13 protein-coding genes are annotated in these 14746 nt (G+C 60.5%); all 13 read right to left on the bottom strand.

All coding sequences use genetic code 11. From position 1 onward, the window contains the following. Position 1 precedes the first annotated feature (1 nt). The 13 genes from B5G42_RS15180 to recO all read right to left on the bottom strand — a co-directional run bounded on the left by B5G42_RS15180 (position 2) and on the right by recO (position 14612). Positions 2-1465: a UDP-N-acetylmuramoyl-L-alanyl-D-glutamate--2,6-diaminopimelate ligase gene (locus B5G42_RS15180; protein ID WP_087272123.1), complete on the bottom strand. Its 1464-nt coding sequence runs from the start codon at positions 1463-1465 to the stop codon at positions 2-4. Between the two features lie 36 nt (positions 1466-1501). After that, positions 1502-3937 (bottom strand): penicillin-binding transpeptidase domain-containing protein, encoded by a 2436-nt coding sequence (locus B5G42_RS15185; protein ID WP_087272126.1) that lies wholly within the window; start codon positions 3935-3937, stop codon positions 1502-1504. A 186-nt stretch (positions 3938-4123) separates the two neighbouring features. Next, the gene (locus B5G42_RS15190; RefSeq protein WP_087272097.1) at positions 4124-4675 is read right to left on the bottom strand and encodes a hypothetical protein; all 552 of its coding nucleotides are present in this window, start codon (positions 4673-4675) and stop codon (positions 4124-4126) included. A gap of 36 nt (positions 4676-4711) precedes the next feature. After that, the gene (rsmH, locus tag B5G42_RS15195; RefSeq protein WP_087272101.1) at positions 4712-5662 is read right to left on the bottom strand and encodes a 16S rRNA (cytosine(1402)-N(4))-methyltransferase RsmH; all 951 of its coding nucleotides are present in this window, start codon (positions 5660-5662) and stop codon (positions 4712-4714) included. A 1-nt stretch (position 5663) separates the two neighbouring features. Further along, positions 5664-6089 (bottom strand): division/cell wall cluster transcriptional repressor MraZ, encoded by a 426-nt coding sequence (mraZ, locus tag B5G42_RS15200; RefSeq protein ID WP_242955360.1) that lies wholly within the window; start codon positions 6087-6089, stop codon positions 5664-5666. 318 nt (positions 6090-6407) lie between these two features. After that, positions 6408-6917, bottom strand: a complete 510-nt coding sequence (locus B5G42_RS15205) for a hypothetical protein (protein ID WP_087188111.1) — start codon at positions 6915-6917, stop codon at positions 6408-6410. Further along, positions 6917-7414, bottom strand: coding sequence for a pantetheine-phosphate adenylyltransferase (gene coaD, locus B5G42_RS15210; RefSeq protein WP_087272105.1), 498 nt, complete (start codon positions 7412-7414; stop codon positions 6917-6919). The genes B5G42_RS15205 and coaD overlap by 1 nt, the downstream gene beginning before the upstream one ends. 7 nt (positions 7415-7421) lie before the next feature. Next, positions 7422-7979 (bottom strand): 16S rRNA (guanine(966)-N(2))-methyltransferase RsmD, encoded by a 558-nt coding sequence (gene rsmD / locus B5G42_RS15215; RefSeq protein WP_087272108.1) that lies wholly within the window; start codon positions 7977-7979, stop codon positions 7422-7424. Beyond that, positions 7976-9814, bottom strand: a complete 1839-nt coding sequence (gene uvrC, locus B5G42_RS15220; protein WP_087272111.1) for an excinuclease ABC subunit UvrC — start codon at positions 9812-9814, stop codon at positions 7976-7978. The genes rsmD and uvrC overlap by 4 nt, the downstream gene beginning before the upstream one ends. Positions 9815-10143: 329 nt before the next feature. Continuing rightward, entirely contained in the window at positions 10144-10407 is a 264-nt protein-coding gene (locus B5G42_RS15225; protein WP_007495691.1) for an HPr family phosphocarrier protein, read from the bottom strand. 154 nt (positions 10408-10561) lie between these two features. Further along, positions 10562-12934, bottom strand: a complete 2373-nt coding sequence (locus B5G42_RS15230; RefSeq protein ID WP_087272114.1) for an endonuclease MutS2 — start codon at positions 12932-12934, stop codon at positions 10562-10564. 57 nt (positions 12935-12991) lie between these two features. After that, on the bottom strand, positions 12992-13855 hold the full coding sequence (locus B5G42_RS15235) for a PhzF family phenazine biosynthesis protein (RefSeq protein ID WP_087272117.1): 864 nt from the start codon (positions 13853-13855) through the stop codon (positions 12992-12994). Between the two features lies 1 nt (position 13856). Continuing rightward, positions 13857-14612, bottom strand: coding sequence for a DNA repair protein RecO (gene recO, locus B5G42_RS15240; protein ID WP_087272120.1), 756 nt, complete (start codon positions 14610-14612; stop codon positions 13857-13859). Positions 14613-14746 lie beyond the last annotated feature (134 nt).

Here is a 14746-nt window from a genome sequence, read left to right on the forward strand (position 1 = left end):
TCTAAAATGCAACAAAGTTCTGCTTCTCTCCGGCAAAAAAGGCAGCCACTTCCTCCCGCTCATCCAGATGGTGCTGCACGCCGTCGATCTCCTGGTAGGTCTCATGGCCTTTGCCCGCCAGCACCACCGTATCCCCAGCCTGGGCAAGGGAGAGGGCCAGGGCAATGGCCCTCCGCCGGTCAGGCTCCACATGGCACTGGGCTCCGGTGCCCTCCATCCCCTTCAGGATGTCCTGAATAATGGCCTGGGGCTCCTCGGTGCGGGGGTTATCGGAGGTAACCACCGCCACATCGGCCAGCTGCCCGGCGGTGGCTCCCATCTGGGGGCGCTTGGACCGGTCCCGGTCACCGCCGCAGCCAAACAGACAGATCACCCGGCCTTTGGTAAAGTCTCGGACGGTGGTAAGAATGTTCTCCAGAGCATCCGGGGTATGGGCATAGTCAATGAGCACTGTGTAGTCCGCCGGTACCGGCACCACCTCAATGCGGCCCTTCACTCCCTTGGCATTGGCCAGAGAGGAGGCAATCTGACCCAGAGGCAGACCCAGGGTCAGGCCGCAGGCAATGACGCCCAGGGCGTTGTAGATGGTAAAGCCGCCGGGAATAGGTAGGCGGACCCGGGCAATGGCGTCCATGGTCACTGCCTCAAACTCCACCCGGTCGGGGAAAAGCCTCAGATTCTTGGCGGTGAGATCGGCCTCATCCCGGCTCTCAGAGTAAGTAAAAGAAGGACAGGGTACGCTCTGGGCGTAATACCGTCCGGCCTCATCGTCCAGGTTAAGTACCGCTGTACCACACTGGTGAAACAGCAGGCCCTTGGCCTGCCGGTAGGCCTCCATGGTTTTGTGGAAGTCCAGATGATCCTGAGTCAGATTGGTGAAGATACCAGCCCGAAAGGAGATGCCGTCCAGACGATGAAGCACCAGGGCGTGGGAGGAGGCCTCCATCACCACATGACTGCATCCGGCATCCGCCATCTCCCGCAGCAGCTTCTGCACCTCCCAGGACTCCGGAGTGGTGCGGTGGGCAGGCAAAACCTCCTGGCCGATCATATTCTGGTTGGTGCCGATGAGGCCGACTTTCGCCCCCAGCACCCCCTCCAGCATGGCTTTCAGCAGATAGGTGGTGGTGGTCTTGCCGTTGGTACCGGTGACAGCCAGCACCGTCAGTTCCTCCGCTGGATGTCCAAACCAGTTGGCGGAAACCGCGGCCAGGGCCGCCCGTGGGTCCTCCGTCACCAGCCACGGGCCCTCTTCCGCCGGCGGGCGGCGGCACAAGATGGCCGCCGCCCCCTGATCCAGCGCCTGCTGAATGTACTTGTGGCCGTCGGTCTTGTAGCCCGGCAGGGCCACGAAGAGGCAGCCGGAGATCATATCTCGGGTGTCATAGCAGATGCCTGAAATTTCCACATCCTGGATGTGACGGGCCGTTAGCTTCACACCCGCCAGCACTTCATTCAGCTTCATGCTCACACCCCGCTTTCTCCCCACAGGGGAAGGTAATTACAGGCCCGCGCCGCTGGCCGTGGAGTCGGTAAAGCGCACCTCAATGGTGGTGCCCCGGTCCACGCTGGTACCCGCCGGGGTGGATTGCTCATAAGCCACCACAGTGGAACCGAACTCAGAGGCGCCGCTGGCCTTCAGGTAGAGGCCCTGGGCGGACAGCTTGGCCTTGGCCTGCTCTACGTTCAGGCCGATGACGCTGGGCACCTGGACCTGGTCGGTGGGAACTTCGGCGCCCATATAGACCACCACTTCGCTGCCGCCGGGGATGGATGCTCCCTTGGCCGGGATCTGGCCGGTGACGGTGTCGCCGTCGCCCACCACCCGGATGGACAGGTTATTCTTCTTCAGGGATGTGGTGGCGTCAGCCAGATTCAGACCGGTCAGGTTGGGTACCATCACATCGGCGGTGGCAGAGTAGCTCTTCTCCACGCCCAGATAGTCCAGAATCTTTTCCATCAGCTCGCCAGCCTTGAGGGCAGCCATATTGCCGCCGCTGATGTACCAGTTGTCCGCCGTATAGTTGGAGCCGGGGCTCACCGGCTTGGGGCTGTCGTAAGCCAGCAGGATGACCACCTGGGGATCGTCCGCCGGGGCGAAGCCCAGGAAGGAAACGATGGTGTGGTCGTCGCCCTTCAGGGTCTGGGAGGAACCGGTCTTACCGCCGATGCGGTAGCCCTCCACGGCGGCGTTCTTACCGGTACCGCCGTCCACCACCTTTTCCAGGATGGCCCGGCACCGCTCGCTGGTCTGCTCGCTGATGACCTGCCGCACTTCGGTGGGCTCGGTGTGCTGGAGTACGTTGCCGTCGGCGTCGGTGATCTGGCTCACCACATAGGGCTGCATCAGGTGGCCGCCGTTGACCACGGCAGAGGCGGCGGTGATGAGCTGCAGGGGGGTAACCTGGAAACGCTGGCCGAAAGAGGCCACCGCCAGGTCTACATTGGTAAAATCGTCCCGGCTCCAAATCACGCCGGTGGTCTCACCCTGCATATCGATTCCGGTCTTTTCCAGGAAGCCGAAGTCCTCCAGATAGTCGTAGAACTTCTCCGCTCCCAGCCGCTTGCCGATCTCGATGAAGGCAGGGTTACAGGAGTTGGCCACCGCTTGGGTCAGGTCCTGGTCACCGTGGCCATCGCGCTTGGAACAGCGGATGGGGTCACCGTTCCACCCATCTACCTGGGCCACACCGCTGCAGTAGAAGTGGTCGCTCTCACTGATCACGCTCTCCTCCAAGGCGGCAGCCAGCACGATGGACTTGAAGGTGGAACCTGGCTCATAGGAGCTGGTTACCGCCTTGTTGGCCCACTGGCTGTAAAGGACCTCCTTCTCCGCCTCCTGGACGGCCGCGTCGTAGGCCTCCTGAGCGGTGGCGCCCTCAGCCAGCGCCTTCGTATAGGCCTCCTCCTTGGTGTATCCGCCGCTCTTGATGTCCTCCAGATACTGGAGAAGCACCGGGTCGCTGACAGTCCAGGGATCGTTCAGATCAAAGGTGGGGGAGTTGGCCCAACCCAGGATGGCCCCAGTGTTGGGGTCCATTACCAGGCAGAAGGCACCGTCTTGTATATCGAACTGCTCCACACCCTCCTGGAGGATACTCTCACAGTAGGACTGAATGGTGGCGTCGATGGTGAGGGTCAGATTGTTGCCGTCGGTGGCGTCGTAGTAGTCCTCAAAGCGGTAGAGCAGCTCGGTGCCCACACCGTCCTTGGCGGTGACCACCCGGCCGGTCTGACCGGACAGTTCCTCTTCGAACTGGGCCTCCAGGCCGTAGGCGCCCACATTGTCGGTATTGGGGTTGACCCAGCCCACCACATGGGCTGCCAGGCTTCCCTTGGGGTAGTACCGCTTGCTGGTGGGCATCAGGTAGATGCCGTGGGACAGGTGATTCTCGGTGATAAATTCCTGTACCGCCTCCGATTCCTCTGGCTCCACCCGGTATTTGATGATCTCATACTGGGAGTTCTTGTTCTCCAGATGCTTCATCACATCCTCAACTTCCAGGTTCAGGATGGACGCCAGGTTCTCCGCCACAAACTGGTCGGTAGGCTCCGGATAGTCGGGCAGCGTGCCGCCATTCTCCTGAGAGTCCTCCACCTTCTCCCGATAGGTCTCCTGAGTCTCCAGCAGATCCTTGGGGGAAAGCTGCACATTGTACACCGTGGCGCTCATGGCCAGCACAGCCCCCTGGCTGTCATAGATGGTGCCCCGGTTGGCAGTAACGGTGCTGTCTCTGGTTTGCTGCTGCACCGCCAGTTCCTGATAGTAGTCATGCTGACTGATCTGGATCTGCCACAGTTTGAAAAACAGGGGGATAAACACCACCAGTCCGAACAGCACCATCAGGAACAGGCTGCGGATCAGAATGGTGCGGTTGGCCCGCCGGTCCGGCTTCTGCCGGATGATTCGAGTGCCTTTCTTTCTTTTTTCTGCCATTTCCGGCTCACCTCGCTTGGGATCATACAGCACTTGTATGCTGCTCCACGGCTTGAAATACCGCAGGAGGGCGTAAGAAAATTTCTTTTCTTACGCCCTCTCTCTCACTCACTTGCTGCCTTCTGCTATAGGCGTTCAAGGACGCCCGCTTCCTTTTCTGCCCGCTGATGCAGTATATGGCGCTGATCAACTGAAATATTCCACAATCTCCGTAAAGATGGAATGCATACTCTCCACGGCCCCCTCCACACCGGTGGCCTCCTCTTCCTGCTGGAAGTAGGTCACCGAGTCAGGCTCGGACAGGTCCACGTAGATGATCTGACCATTCTGGGGCTTGACCATGGCGCCGCTGTCGGTCAGGTTCTGCTCGATGCTCTCCAGATCGTAGGCCAGCTCATACTGGGCCCGCAGCTTGGCCTCCTCCGTCTTCAGGCCGGTCAGATCAGACCGCAGGCTTACCACCTGATCGGAGATCACCGCCAGCTGTACATAGCTGAACAGCAGCAGCACCGCGAAAACCAGTACCGCCAGGAAACCCACCACGGCAAAGGGAGAGACGATACCCGCCTCCCGTACCCGAACCTTGGGACGGACCACCGCACGTTCCCGGGGCCGGACCAGCGGACGGGGACGCAGGACCTCTTCCTGCTCCAGCTGCCGGGCTGCGGAGCCGTCATACATGGGGAAAGGGATGGTATCATATTTGGAATATTTTCTGCGCTTCACGGCAGTTGCCATGGCTGCTCCACTCCATTCTCATTTGTAAATCTGCCGTTATCTCTCTCTCAGCTTCTCCGCCACCCGCAGTTTGGCGCTGCGGGCACGGGGATTCTCTTCCAGTTCTTCCGGGCCGGATACAATGGGCTTCCGGGTAATCAATTTAATCTGAGGCTTTTTCCCACACACACATACCGGGAAATCGGGGGGACAGGTACAGCCTTTGGCATACTCCGCCAAACCGTTCTTGACGATGCGGTCCTCCAGAGAGTGGAATGAGATCACCGCCAGCCGGCCGCCGGGGTTGAGGCGGGGCACTGCGGAGCGTACCATTTTGTCCACCGAGCCCAGTTCGTCGTTGACTGCGATGCGGATGGCCTGAAAAGACCGCTTGGCAGGGTGCTGCTTCTCCCGCAGGGCGGAGGCGGGCATGGCCCCCTTGATGATGTCCACCAGTTCCAGGGTGGTCTCCACCGGCTTTTTCTCCCGGGCACGCACAATGGCTCCCGCAATGGCGGAGGAATAGCGCTCCTCGCCGTACTGCCACAGAATGCGCCGCAGTTCCTCCTGAGGCCACTCATTCACCACGATGCGGGCGGTCAGTCCGTCGGACTGGTCCATCCGCATATCCAGCGGCGCGTCCGCCATATAGGAGAAGCCTCTGGAGCCGTCGTCCAGCTGGGGAGAGGACACACCCAGGTCGAAGAGCATTCCGTCCACGCCCTCCAGACCCAGCTTGTCCAGAATGGCGTCCAGTTCGCAGAAGTTGCTGTGGACCAGGGTAACCTTGTCCCGCCATTGGGCCAGCCGCTCTTCCGCCGCGTCCAGGGCCGCCTGGTCCCGGTCCACGCAGATCAACCTGCCGCTGGTCAGCTGCTTGACAATCTCCCGGCTGTGGCCTGCCCGGCCCAGGGTGCCGTCCAGATAAATGCCATCCGGCTTGATATTCAGCGCTTCAATACATTCCGCCAGCAGTACCGGCTTGTGAGAAAATCCCGTTTCACTCATCTCAGAACCCCAGCATCTCCATACAGGCGGACATCTTCTCCGGCGTCATTTCTTCCTCTTCCTGGGCCTGCCAGGCATCGGCACTCCAGATCTCGGCCCGATCATTGACGCCGATGATGACCACGTCCTTGTCCAGTCCGGCATACTTCCGCAGCTTCTGGGGAATCACAATACGGCCCTGACTGTCCAGTTCGCACTTAGCGGCATTGGCAAAGAGGGGACGCATAGCCTTAGACTGGCTCATGGGAAGGGAAGAAAATTTTTCTGTAAACCGGTCCCAGGTGGATTGGGGATAGATGGCCAGACAGGCGTCCACGCCCATAGCCAGATAAAAGGTGACCCCCAGTTCCTCCCGGAGTTTGGCGGGAATGAACAGGCGTCCCTTGCCGTCGATGCTATGCTCGTAGGTACCGGTCACGCCCTTCACTTCCCTCCACTTTGGTGTTTTTGAGCGGGGTTTTCCCCCATTTTGCTCCACCGTCCCCTTCAGTATAAAGGTTCTGTAACGGAATTGCAATAGTTTTTTACTCTTTTTTAACCCCCAAACTCCCTGTTTTTCATACGAAAGTCGTGCTTTTTTGCATCAAAAACATATGTTCGATCTCTTTTCGTTTCCAATCGGCAGCAAAAAGCACCATACCTGGTGGTATGGTGCAAAAAAAATCACAATTTTATCGTATTATGTAAATAGGATAATGGAAAAAAACGGCTCCCCGCCGCAGTGGGGCAGGGAGCCGTTTTGCTGTTATTCGTCGGCCTCAGCGTCGTAGGGCTGACGGCTGTTCTGGGGGCTGCTGCCGCCGGCCACCGCCCGGAACCGGGCGCGGGACTTCTTGATCTCGTCATAGGCCTCGGCCACCGCCTCCTCGGTGCGGCGGAGGGCGTCCTCACAGTAGTCGTTGGCCGCCTTGCGCAGGTCCCGGCTGCGCTCTTCGGCGGTACGCATCATCTCATTGGCCTTCTGCTTGGTCTGGGCCAGCAGTTCGTTCTCAGACACCATCTGGCGGGCCTGCTCCTCGGCCTGCTTGCGGATGAGCTCGGCCTCCCGCTTGGCGGAATTGATATAGTCGGTACGGGCGGCGATCAGCTTCTTGGCCTCGCTGAGCTCCATGGGGAACTGACCCCGCACTTCATCCAGCAGATCCAGAGCCTTGTCCCGCTCCAGAATGCATTTATCGCTGCTCAGGGGCATATTTTTGGCGTCTTCAATCATCTCATAGAGCATATCCAGTAATTCTTCCACACCGGTGGCCATCAGCGATCCCTCCCGCTTTCGATTTTTTGCCGGACATCCTCGATGATCTCACGGGGGAGAAAGTCCGACAGATCCGCTCCGTAACGGGCCATTTCCTTGACCACGCTGGAGCTGACATAGGTGTACTTGGCGCTGGACGGCAAAAACATGGTCTCCAGCCTGGGATTGAGTTTTCGATTGATGAGGGCCATCTGCAGCTCATTCTCATAATCGGACACCGCCCGCAGACCCTTCACCAGAGTACAGGCCTTCTTCTGCCGGGCGTACTCCGCCAGCAGAGTGGAGGAGCAATCCACCTCCACATTGGGCAGCTTAGTCACCACCTTGCGGATGAGCTCCGTGCGCTCCTCCGGGGTGAAGAGGCCCCGGTTCACCTTCTCCGAGTTCACCAGCACGCAGACGATGAGCCGGTCAAAGCAGACGGCTGCCCGCTTGATAATATTGAGATGCCCCAGCGTGATGGGATCAAAGCTGCCGGGGTAGATGGCTGTCTTCATAAGGGCTTCACATCCTGTTGCCGACGGTACGGTGATAGAGGGTGAGTTTGATCTTGCCGTAGCGGTACTCCCGGCCCTTCTCGTAGGGGCCTTCCAGCTCCGGCAGCACCGACTCGGCGGTGCTTTCGCAGACTATTATACCATTTTCCGTCATGATGTCAATCTTGGCGATGGTCTCCAGGGCCTTTTCCAGCATACCGGTGCCGTAAGGCGGGTCCAGGAATACCAGGTCAAATTTCTCCCGGCAGCCGGTGAGAAAGGCCAGATAATCCCCCTGGATCACCTTGGCACTGTCCGCCAGCTTGGTGTGGGCCAGATTTTCCCGTACCACCGCTGCGGCTTCCCGCCGCAGATCCACGAAGGTGCAGAAGGCCGCCCCCCGGGACAGGGCCTCGATGCCCATCTGGCCGGTGCCGGCAAACAGGTCCAGCACCTGCCGGCCCTCGATGTCGAACTGAACGATATTGAAAACCGATTCCTTCACCTTGTCGGTGGTGGGCCGGGTCTCCAGGCCGGGCAGCTCTTTCAGCTTACGGCCCCGGGCAATTCCGGTGATCACTCTCATGTGGGTCCTTCCCCTTTCGGATGAAAATAGTCAAATACCGCTTGAGCGGTGTTTTTGGGCACCACCTCCGCCAGCTGGGCCTGGGTGGCTTCCCGGATCTTCTTGATGCTCTTGAAATGCTTAAGCAGGTCGCTCCGCCGCTTTTCCCCCACACCGGGGATCTGATCCAGCACCGAGCCTTTCACCCGCTGGTTCTGCTGCTGACGGTGGAACTCGATGGCAAAGCGGTGGGTCTCCTCCTGGATCTGGCCGATGAGGGAGAAAATGGCCTGATTACCCTGGATGCCGATCTCCCTACCCTCCGGCGTCACCAGGGCCCGGGTACGGTGGCGGTCGTCCTTCACCATGCCAAAGATGGGAATGGACAGTCCCAACGTCTCCAGCACCTTCACCGCCACATTGGCGTGATTGACGCCGCCGTCGATGAGCAGCAGGTCAGGCTTGTCCGCGAATTTCTCGTCCCCTTCCAGGTAGCGCTTGAACCGCCGTGTCAGCACCTGTTCCATGGAGGCGTAATCATCAGGGCCGTCCATATCCTTCAGCTTGAAATGACGGTAATCCCGCTTCAGAGGACGGGCATTCACATACACCACCATAGAGGCCACGATGTCGTCGGCGCCCTGGTTGGAGATGTCGTAGGACTCGATGCGCCGGGGCGGCTCCTCCAAATCCAGCATCTTCCCCAGCAGCTCCATCAGCTTGCTCTGCCGCTCCTCCCGAGTGGTCCAGCGCTCCACTTCCTCCACCGCGTTCTTGTTGGCCAGACGGATCAGGTCCATCTTGGCCCCCCGCTGGGGGGTCACCAACTCCACCTTGCGGCCTGCGTCCTCGGACAGCATCCGCATCAGAGGCACTTCGTCCTCCAGCTCACAGGGCAGCAGGATCTGCCGGGGCAGGTTTCCCCGGCCTCCATAGTATTGCCGCACCAGGGCGGACAAAATGTCCGCTGTTTCCTCCTCCATGGGGGTATCGATCAGGTCCCAGTCCTTGGCGGCCAGCTCGCCCTCCACAAAGTGGAGCACCACAAAGCAGCTCTTGGTGGCCTCTCCCTTGTGGAAGCCTACCACGTCGGTATCGGCCAGGGAACCGGCCACCACCTTCTGCCGCTTGCCCAGCAGTTCAATGGCCTTATAGCGGTCCCGCAGTTCGGCGGCCTTCTCAAAGCGCAGCTCCTCGGCGGCCAGCTCCATCTCCGCCTTCAGCTCGTCCCCCACCTCCTGAAACTTGCCCTCCAGCAGGCGGACGGCCTGGTCGATGGCCTCCCGGTAGCGGCTCTGATCCATGTCCTTCCGGCAGTAGCCGTCGCACTGGCCCATGTGGTAGTTGAGGCAGGGCCGCTCCTTGCCGATGTCCCTGGGAAACTTTTTGTTACAGGAGGGCAGGCGCAAGGCCACCCGCAGGGCGTCGATAATATTCTGGGTGTTGCCTCGGCTGCCGTAGGGACCGAAGTACCGGGCCCCATCCTCCGCCGCCCTGTTGGCTAGAGAGAACTTGGGGTACTCCTCCTTCACCGTCAGCCGGATGTAGGGATAGCCCTTGTCGTCCTTGAGCAGGATGTTATACCGGGGCTGGTGGCGCTTGATAAGGGAATTTTCCAGCACCAGGGCCTCAAACTCGGAGTCAGCCACAATGACGTCAAAGTGGTCGATCTGGCTTACCATGGCCCGGGTTTTTTCGGTGTGGGAGGCCAGGTTGGCAAAGTATTGGCTCACCCGGTTCTTCAAGGCCTTGGCCTTGCCCACGTAGATGACCACATTTTTGGCATCCTGCATGATATATACGCCCGGCTTCAGCGGCAGGGCATGGGCTTTCTCTTTTAATTCGTCAAAGGTCATAATAGAAGCTACAGGCCCTCCTCTTTGCCAGGCTTATTATGCCCTGCCGCTGGGAGCGGCAGCGACCCGGCGCTCTGCGCCGTCCGAGCGTTTGGCCTCAGGCCAAACCTCGCCACAGGGGCAATTCACTTGCCCCGAGGATGTAAAATCATCCCCTGGGGGTCCCCAAAAGCGCCCCACGCTTTTGGGGGGATGGGGCATGGGCTTTCTCTTTTAACTCGTCAAAGGTCATAGCAAAAACTACAAGCCCTCCTTTCTGCCGTACATGGCAACCCTACTATCAAAAAAAGCGCCGCAGATGCGGCGCTTTTTTCTCTCGCTTTGGTCGCTTACTCAGAGAAGTTGGAGGAGATCAGCTCGATGAGAGCCTCCACAGCTTCCTTCTCGTCGGGGCCGTCTGCAATGAGGTTAATGGAAGTCCCCTTGACGATCCCCAGAGAAAGCACACCCAGCAGGCTCTTGGCATTGACTCTCCGCTCGTCCTTCTCCACCCAAATAGAGCTCTTGAACTCATTGGCCTTCTGGATGAAGAACGTAGCCGGTCTGGCGTGCAGGCCGACCTGGTTGTTCACAACTGCCTCTTTCATATACATAGCGTTTCCCCCCAAGATGCATTCGCATACTTCGTATAATAGGATAGCAAATTTATCCCAAACCGTCAATGACAAAATGCACAAAATCCGTGCAAGAATCTGTTTTGAATGACGAACCCTCTGGTTTTATTTCCGAATCAGAACGGAAACTCCATCACCGCAGCTCGGCGATGGTCACACCATCCTCCCCTTCGCCGTAGCGGCCGGGGCGGAAGGACTTCACATAGCGGCTGCGCTTGAGGTGCTCCCGCACCGCCTTGCGCACCGCACCGGTGCCCTTACCGTGGATGATGCGCACCTCGTTAAGCCGGCCCAGAACCGCGTTGTCCAGGAACAGGTCCAAGGCGCCGATGGCCTCGTCGGTCATCATGCCCCGCAGATCCACCTCGGGAGAGGCTCCCAGGGAGCGCAGCTTGTGCTCCGCCCGGGCCACCACCTTCTTGGCGGCCTTGACGCTCTCCCCTTCCACCACCCGGACCTCGTCCTGCTTGGCGGTGATCTTCAGGATACCGGCCTGAAGCTGGAGGGAGCCGTCCTTGTTGACGGAGAGCACGGTAGCCTGGGTGCCCATCTTCACCAGCTCCACTGTATCGCCAGCCTGGGCGGGGCGGGTGGGCGGCGGGACGGGTGCCTCGGGCCGCTGGCCCAGCTTGCCTTCGGCCTCGTTGAGGCGATGGCGCAGCCCTGCCCGCTCATCGTTGATCTTCTGCCAGTCCTCTTCCTTCCGCTGGCGGCGGCGCATTTCATTGAGTTCCTTGAACACCTGGTCGGCGGTATTCCTGGCCTCGTCCAGAATAGCCCGGGCCTCCGCCTGGGCCTTCTCCACCGCCTTCCGGCGCTGGGCGTCCATCTGGGCCTTGTACTCCCGGGAGGCCTTGGCGGTCTCCTCCATCTCCCGGCGGAGGCGTGCTGCGGCCTCCTTCTCCTTCTCCATCTCCTGGCGCTGTTCGTCCAGCTGGGTGAGCACATCCTCAAAGCGAACGTTCTCCGCGTCAATGCGGGCGGCGGCCTTCTGGATGATGGACTTGGGCAGGCCCAGCCGCTCAGAGATGGCAAAGGCGTTGGACTTGCCGGGGATGCCGATGAGCAGCCGGTAGGTAGGCGCCAGGGAGTCCACGTCGAACTCGCAGGAGGCGTTCTCCACTCCCGGGGTGGTCATGGCATACACCTTCAGCTCGGCATAGTGGGTGGTGGCGGCCACCAGGGCCCCCATCTCCCGGGCGGACTCGATGATGGCGGCGGCCAGAGCCGCGCCCTCGATGGGGTCGGTACCAGCACCCAGTTCGTCGAAGAGGATGAGGGTGCGGTCGTCCGCCTCCTGCAAAATGCCCACAATATTCACCATATGGGAGGAAAATGTGGACAAGTTCTGGGCAATGGACTGCTCATCACCGATATCGGACAGCACCCGGTCAAAGACTTTTACACAGCTGCCGTCCCCCACGGGGATGTGGAGGCCGCACTGGGCCATGAGGGTCAAGAGGCCGATGGTCTTGAGGGTGACGGTCTTGCCGCCGGTGTTGGGGCCGGTAATCACCAGGGTATCGAAGCTCTCCCCCAGCATCAGGTCGTTGGCCACCGCCTTGTTGGGGTCCAGCAGGGGGTGGCGGGCCTTCCGCAGATAGAGGCCCTGGTCGGACAGCCGGGGCGCGCCTGCCCGCATCCGATAGGCCAGCTTGGCCCGGGCAAAGATCACGTCCAGGATGATGAGCAGGTCATAGTCCTGGCTGATGTCCTCTTTGTACTGGGCGCACTGGGCAGACAGCTCCGCCAGAATGCGCTCGATCTCCTTCTCCTCCTTGGCCTGCAATTCCCGCAGCTCGTTGTTGGCCTTCACCACCCCCATGGGCTCGATGAAGAAGGTGGAGCCGGAGGAGGACACGTCGTGGACCAGGCCGGGCACGTCGTTCTTGTGCTCCGACTTCACCGGCACCACGTAGCGGTCGTTGCGCTGGGTAATGATGGACTCCTGGAGGTACTTGGACTGGTTGGATGAGATCAGCTTGTTCAGGATGTCCCGCACCTTGGAGGCGGTAGCCCGGATGTGCCGCCGGATGGAGGCCAGCTCCGGGCTGGCGGCGTCGGCAATCTCATCCTCCCCCACGATGGCCCCGGTGATGCGCTCCTCCAGGAACCGGTTGGAGGTAAGAGAGCGGAACAGGTGGTCGATGCAGGTCTTGGCCCGGTCCCCCTCTCCTTCGCCATACTCCTTGGCGGAGCGGGCGGAGCGCAGCACGGCGGCAATGTCCAGCAGCTCCCGTGTATTGAGGGAGCCTCCCATGTTGGCCCGCTGGAGGGAGGCTCCCACCGGACGCACACCGGAGAAGGAGGGCGAGCCCCGCAGAGCAGTCATATTCACCGCAGCGGTGGTCTCGTCCAGAGCCCGCTGCACGTCGTCCACATCAGTCAGGGGGCGCAGGGCCAGACAGCGGTCCTTGCCCTCCTCGGTCACCGCCTGGTCGGCCAGCTTTTCCAGCACCCGGGGCAACTCCAAGGTCTGAATAGATTTTTCAAATAAATCGGTCATGTAGGTTCTCCAAATCGCATGATATCAAGGGGCGGTCCAGTGTGCCGCCCCTGTAGGTTATCCCATCAGTTCGCATTTCAGGGTGATGAGGGCCCGGCCACCCACCCGTACCTTGACGCCGTTCTCATCCTCGGTGATGCGGCTCAAAATCTCGGAGGGCTTGCCCATCTTCTCCCCCTGAACGAAGCGGTTGTCCGCACCGGCCTGGATCAGGCCCCGGCGGAACAGGTAGTAGGTCAGGGCCCCGTTGGAGGTGCCGGTGGCAGCCTCCTCCGGAATGGCGTACAGGGGGGCGAAGTTGCGGCAGTGGGCCGCGGCGTCCGGGGTGTGGGGGCAGAACATATGCACGCCTACCACATTGTAGTGCTCCGACAGTCGGGTGACTTCCGCCTCATTCTGCACCGCCTTGTCCAGGGTCGCCAGGTCACGCACCGGCAGCAGGATATCCATCAGCCCGGTGCTCACCGCCTGGGGCTCCAGCCCCTCCGGCCGGTGGGCCAAAGACAGACCATAGGCAGCATACAGTGCCTGTTGCTCCTCTTCCGAAAAGGCAGGGCCGTCGGTGGGCGGGGCCATATCCATCCACACGGCGTCCGCTCCCACCCCGATCTCCAGATCCCCGGAGCGGGTGTGGAGGGCGTAATCGCCGGGGGTAATGGCCCCGGTGTCCCGCAGGACAGTGAAGGCGGCGATGGTGGCATGGCCGCACAGGTCTACCTCCTCCACCGGGGTGAAATAGCGGATGTGGAAGGAGTTTTCCCCGGTCCGGCGGACAAAGGCGGTCTCGGAGTGCTTCAGTTCCCCGGCCAGTGCGCGCATCAGCCCTTCCTCCGGGAAGTCCCCCTCCCCCAGCAGGGTCACACCGGCCTGATTGCCGGAAAAGCGCACGGTGGTAAAGGCGTCTGCCACATACAGTTCCATGTTACATCCCCGCTTTCAGTTCATGATAAAAATCCAGGGTGCGGAATCCCCGGTCCAGCTGGGTGCGCAGGAAGCCCTCACACACCCGGGCCAGGCAGTCCAGCCCCCCTTGGTCCAGTTGAAAGGAGAACAGCCGCTTGGGATCGCCGTAGAGAATGTGCCGCAGGGCGGACAAGGTTCCCTCCGTCAGGGGCAGGGAAATGCCCTCCCCCACCTCGCTTTTGCAGGAGGCACAGTGGAGCACGCCCTCCGCCAGGTTCAGCATGGGCTTTTCCGGGTCAGGCCTGCCGCATACCGCGCAGGCATCGACAAGAGGCTCATAGCCCTCCAGGGCCATGAGCTTCATCTCATAGGCTCCCTTCACCAGAGCCTGGGGCTTGTTCAGCTTGTCCAGGGCGTGAAGGCTGTTCAGAATCAGGGACATAGCGGCGGGATCGGGCCGCCCCTCCACCGACACCGCCTCCATCACCTCGGCAAAGTAGGACCCCAGAGACAGCAGCTCCACGTCGGATTTGACGTGCCAGAACTGCCGGATGGACTCAGCCTCGTTGAGGGTGATCCGGTCCTGGTAGAGAAAGAGGGTCATATCGGAGTAGACCAGCAGCTGGGCGGAGGCCGCCAGGGGGCTGTTTTTCTTCCGGCAGCCTCTGGCCTTCACGGTGCGCTTGCCCCCCTCGGCGGTGAGGACGGTGAGGATCTTGTCGGACTCCTTGTAGTTGACCTCCCGCAGCACCAAGCCCTGTGTAGCGATGTGCATTTTACTCGTCCCGGTTGTACCTGTAACTTACAAACCGTACCCACAATCTCACATATCCTGACCGCACCAACATACCATACCACCCTCTCAACCCCATCACTTTTCCCAGTCATGCACCATATCCCTGTACCCAT

It is taken from the genome of Flavonifractor sp. An91 (assembly GCF_002159225.1).
GTDB lineage: Bacteria > Bacillota > Clostridia > Oscillospirales > Oscillospiraceae > Flavonifractor > Flavonifractor avicola.

Coding starts and splice junctions, on each gene's coding strand:
- B5G42_RS15180 (WP_087272123.1), bottom strand. CDS start 1,465: ATGAAGCTGAATGAAGTGCTGGCGGGTGTGAAGCTAACGGCCCGTCAC.
- B5G42_RS15185 (WP_087272126.1), bottom strand. CDS start 3,937: ATGGCAGAAAAAAGAAAGAAAGGCACTCGAATCATCCGGCAGAAGCCG.
- B5G42_RS15190 (WP_087272097.1), bottom strand. CDS start 4,675: ATGGCAACTGCCGTGAAGCGCAGAAAATATTCCAAATATGATACCATC.
- rsmH (WP_087272101.1), bottom strand. CDS start 5,662: ATGAGTGAAACGGGATTTTCTCACAAGCCGGTACTGCTGGCGGAATGT.
- B5G42_RS15205 (WP_087188111.1), bottom strand. CDS start 6,917: ATGGCCACCGGTGTGGAAGAATTACTGGATATGCTCTATGAGATGATT.
- coaD (WP_087272105.1), bottom strand. CDS start 7,414: ATGAAGACAGCCATCTACCCCGGCAGCTTTGATCCCATCACGCTGGGG.
- rsmD (WP_087272108.1), bottom strand. CDS start 7,979: ATGAGAGTGATCACCGGAATTGCCCGGGGCCGTAAGCTGAAAGAGCTG.
- uvrC (WP_087272111.1), bottom strand. CDS start 9,814: ATGACCTTTGACGAATTAAAAGAGAAAGCCCATGCCCTGCCGCTGAAG.
- B5G42_RS15225 (WP_007495691.1), bottom strand. CDS start 10,407: ATGTATATGAAAGAGGCAGTTGTGAACAACCAGGTCGGCCTGCACGCC.
- B5G42_RS15230 (WP_087272114.1), bottom strand. CDS start 12,934: ATGACCGATTTATTTGAAAAATCTATTCAGACCTTGGAGTTGCCCCGG.
- B5G42_RS15235 (WP_087272117.1), bottom strand. CDS start 13,855: ATGGAACTGTATGTGGCAGACGCCTTTACCACCGTGCGCTTTTCCGGC.
- recO (WP_087272120.1), bottom strand. CDS start 14,612: ATGCACATCGCTACACAGGGCTTGGTGCTGCGGGAGGTCAACTACAAG.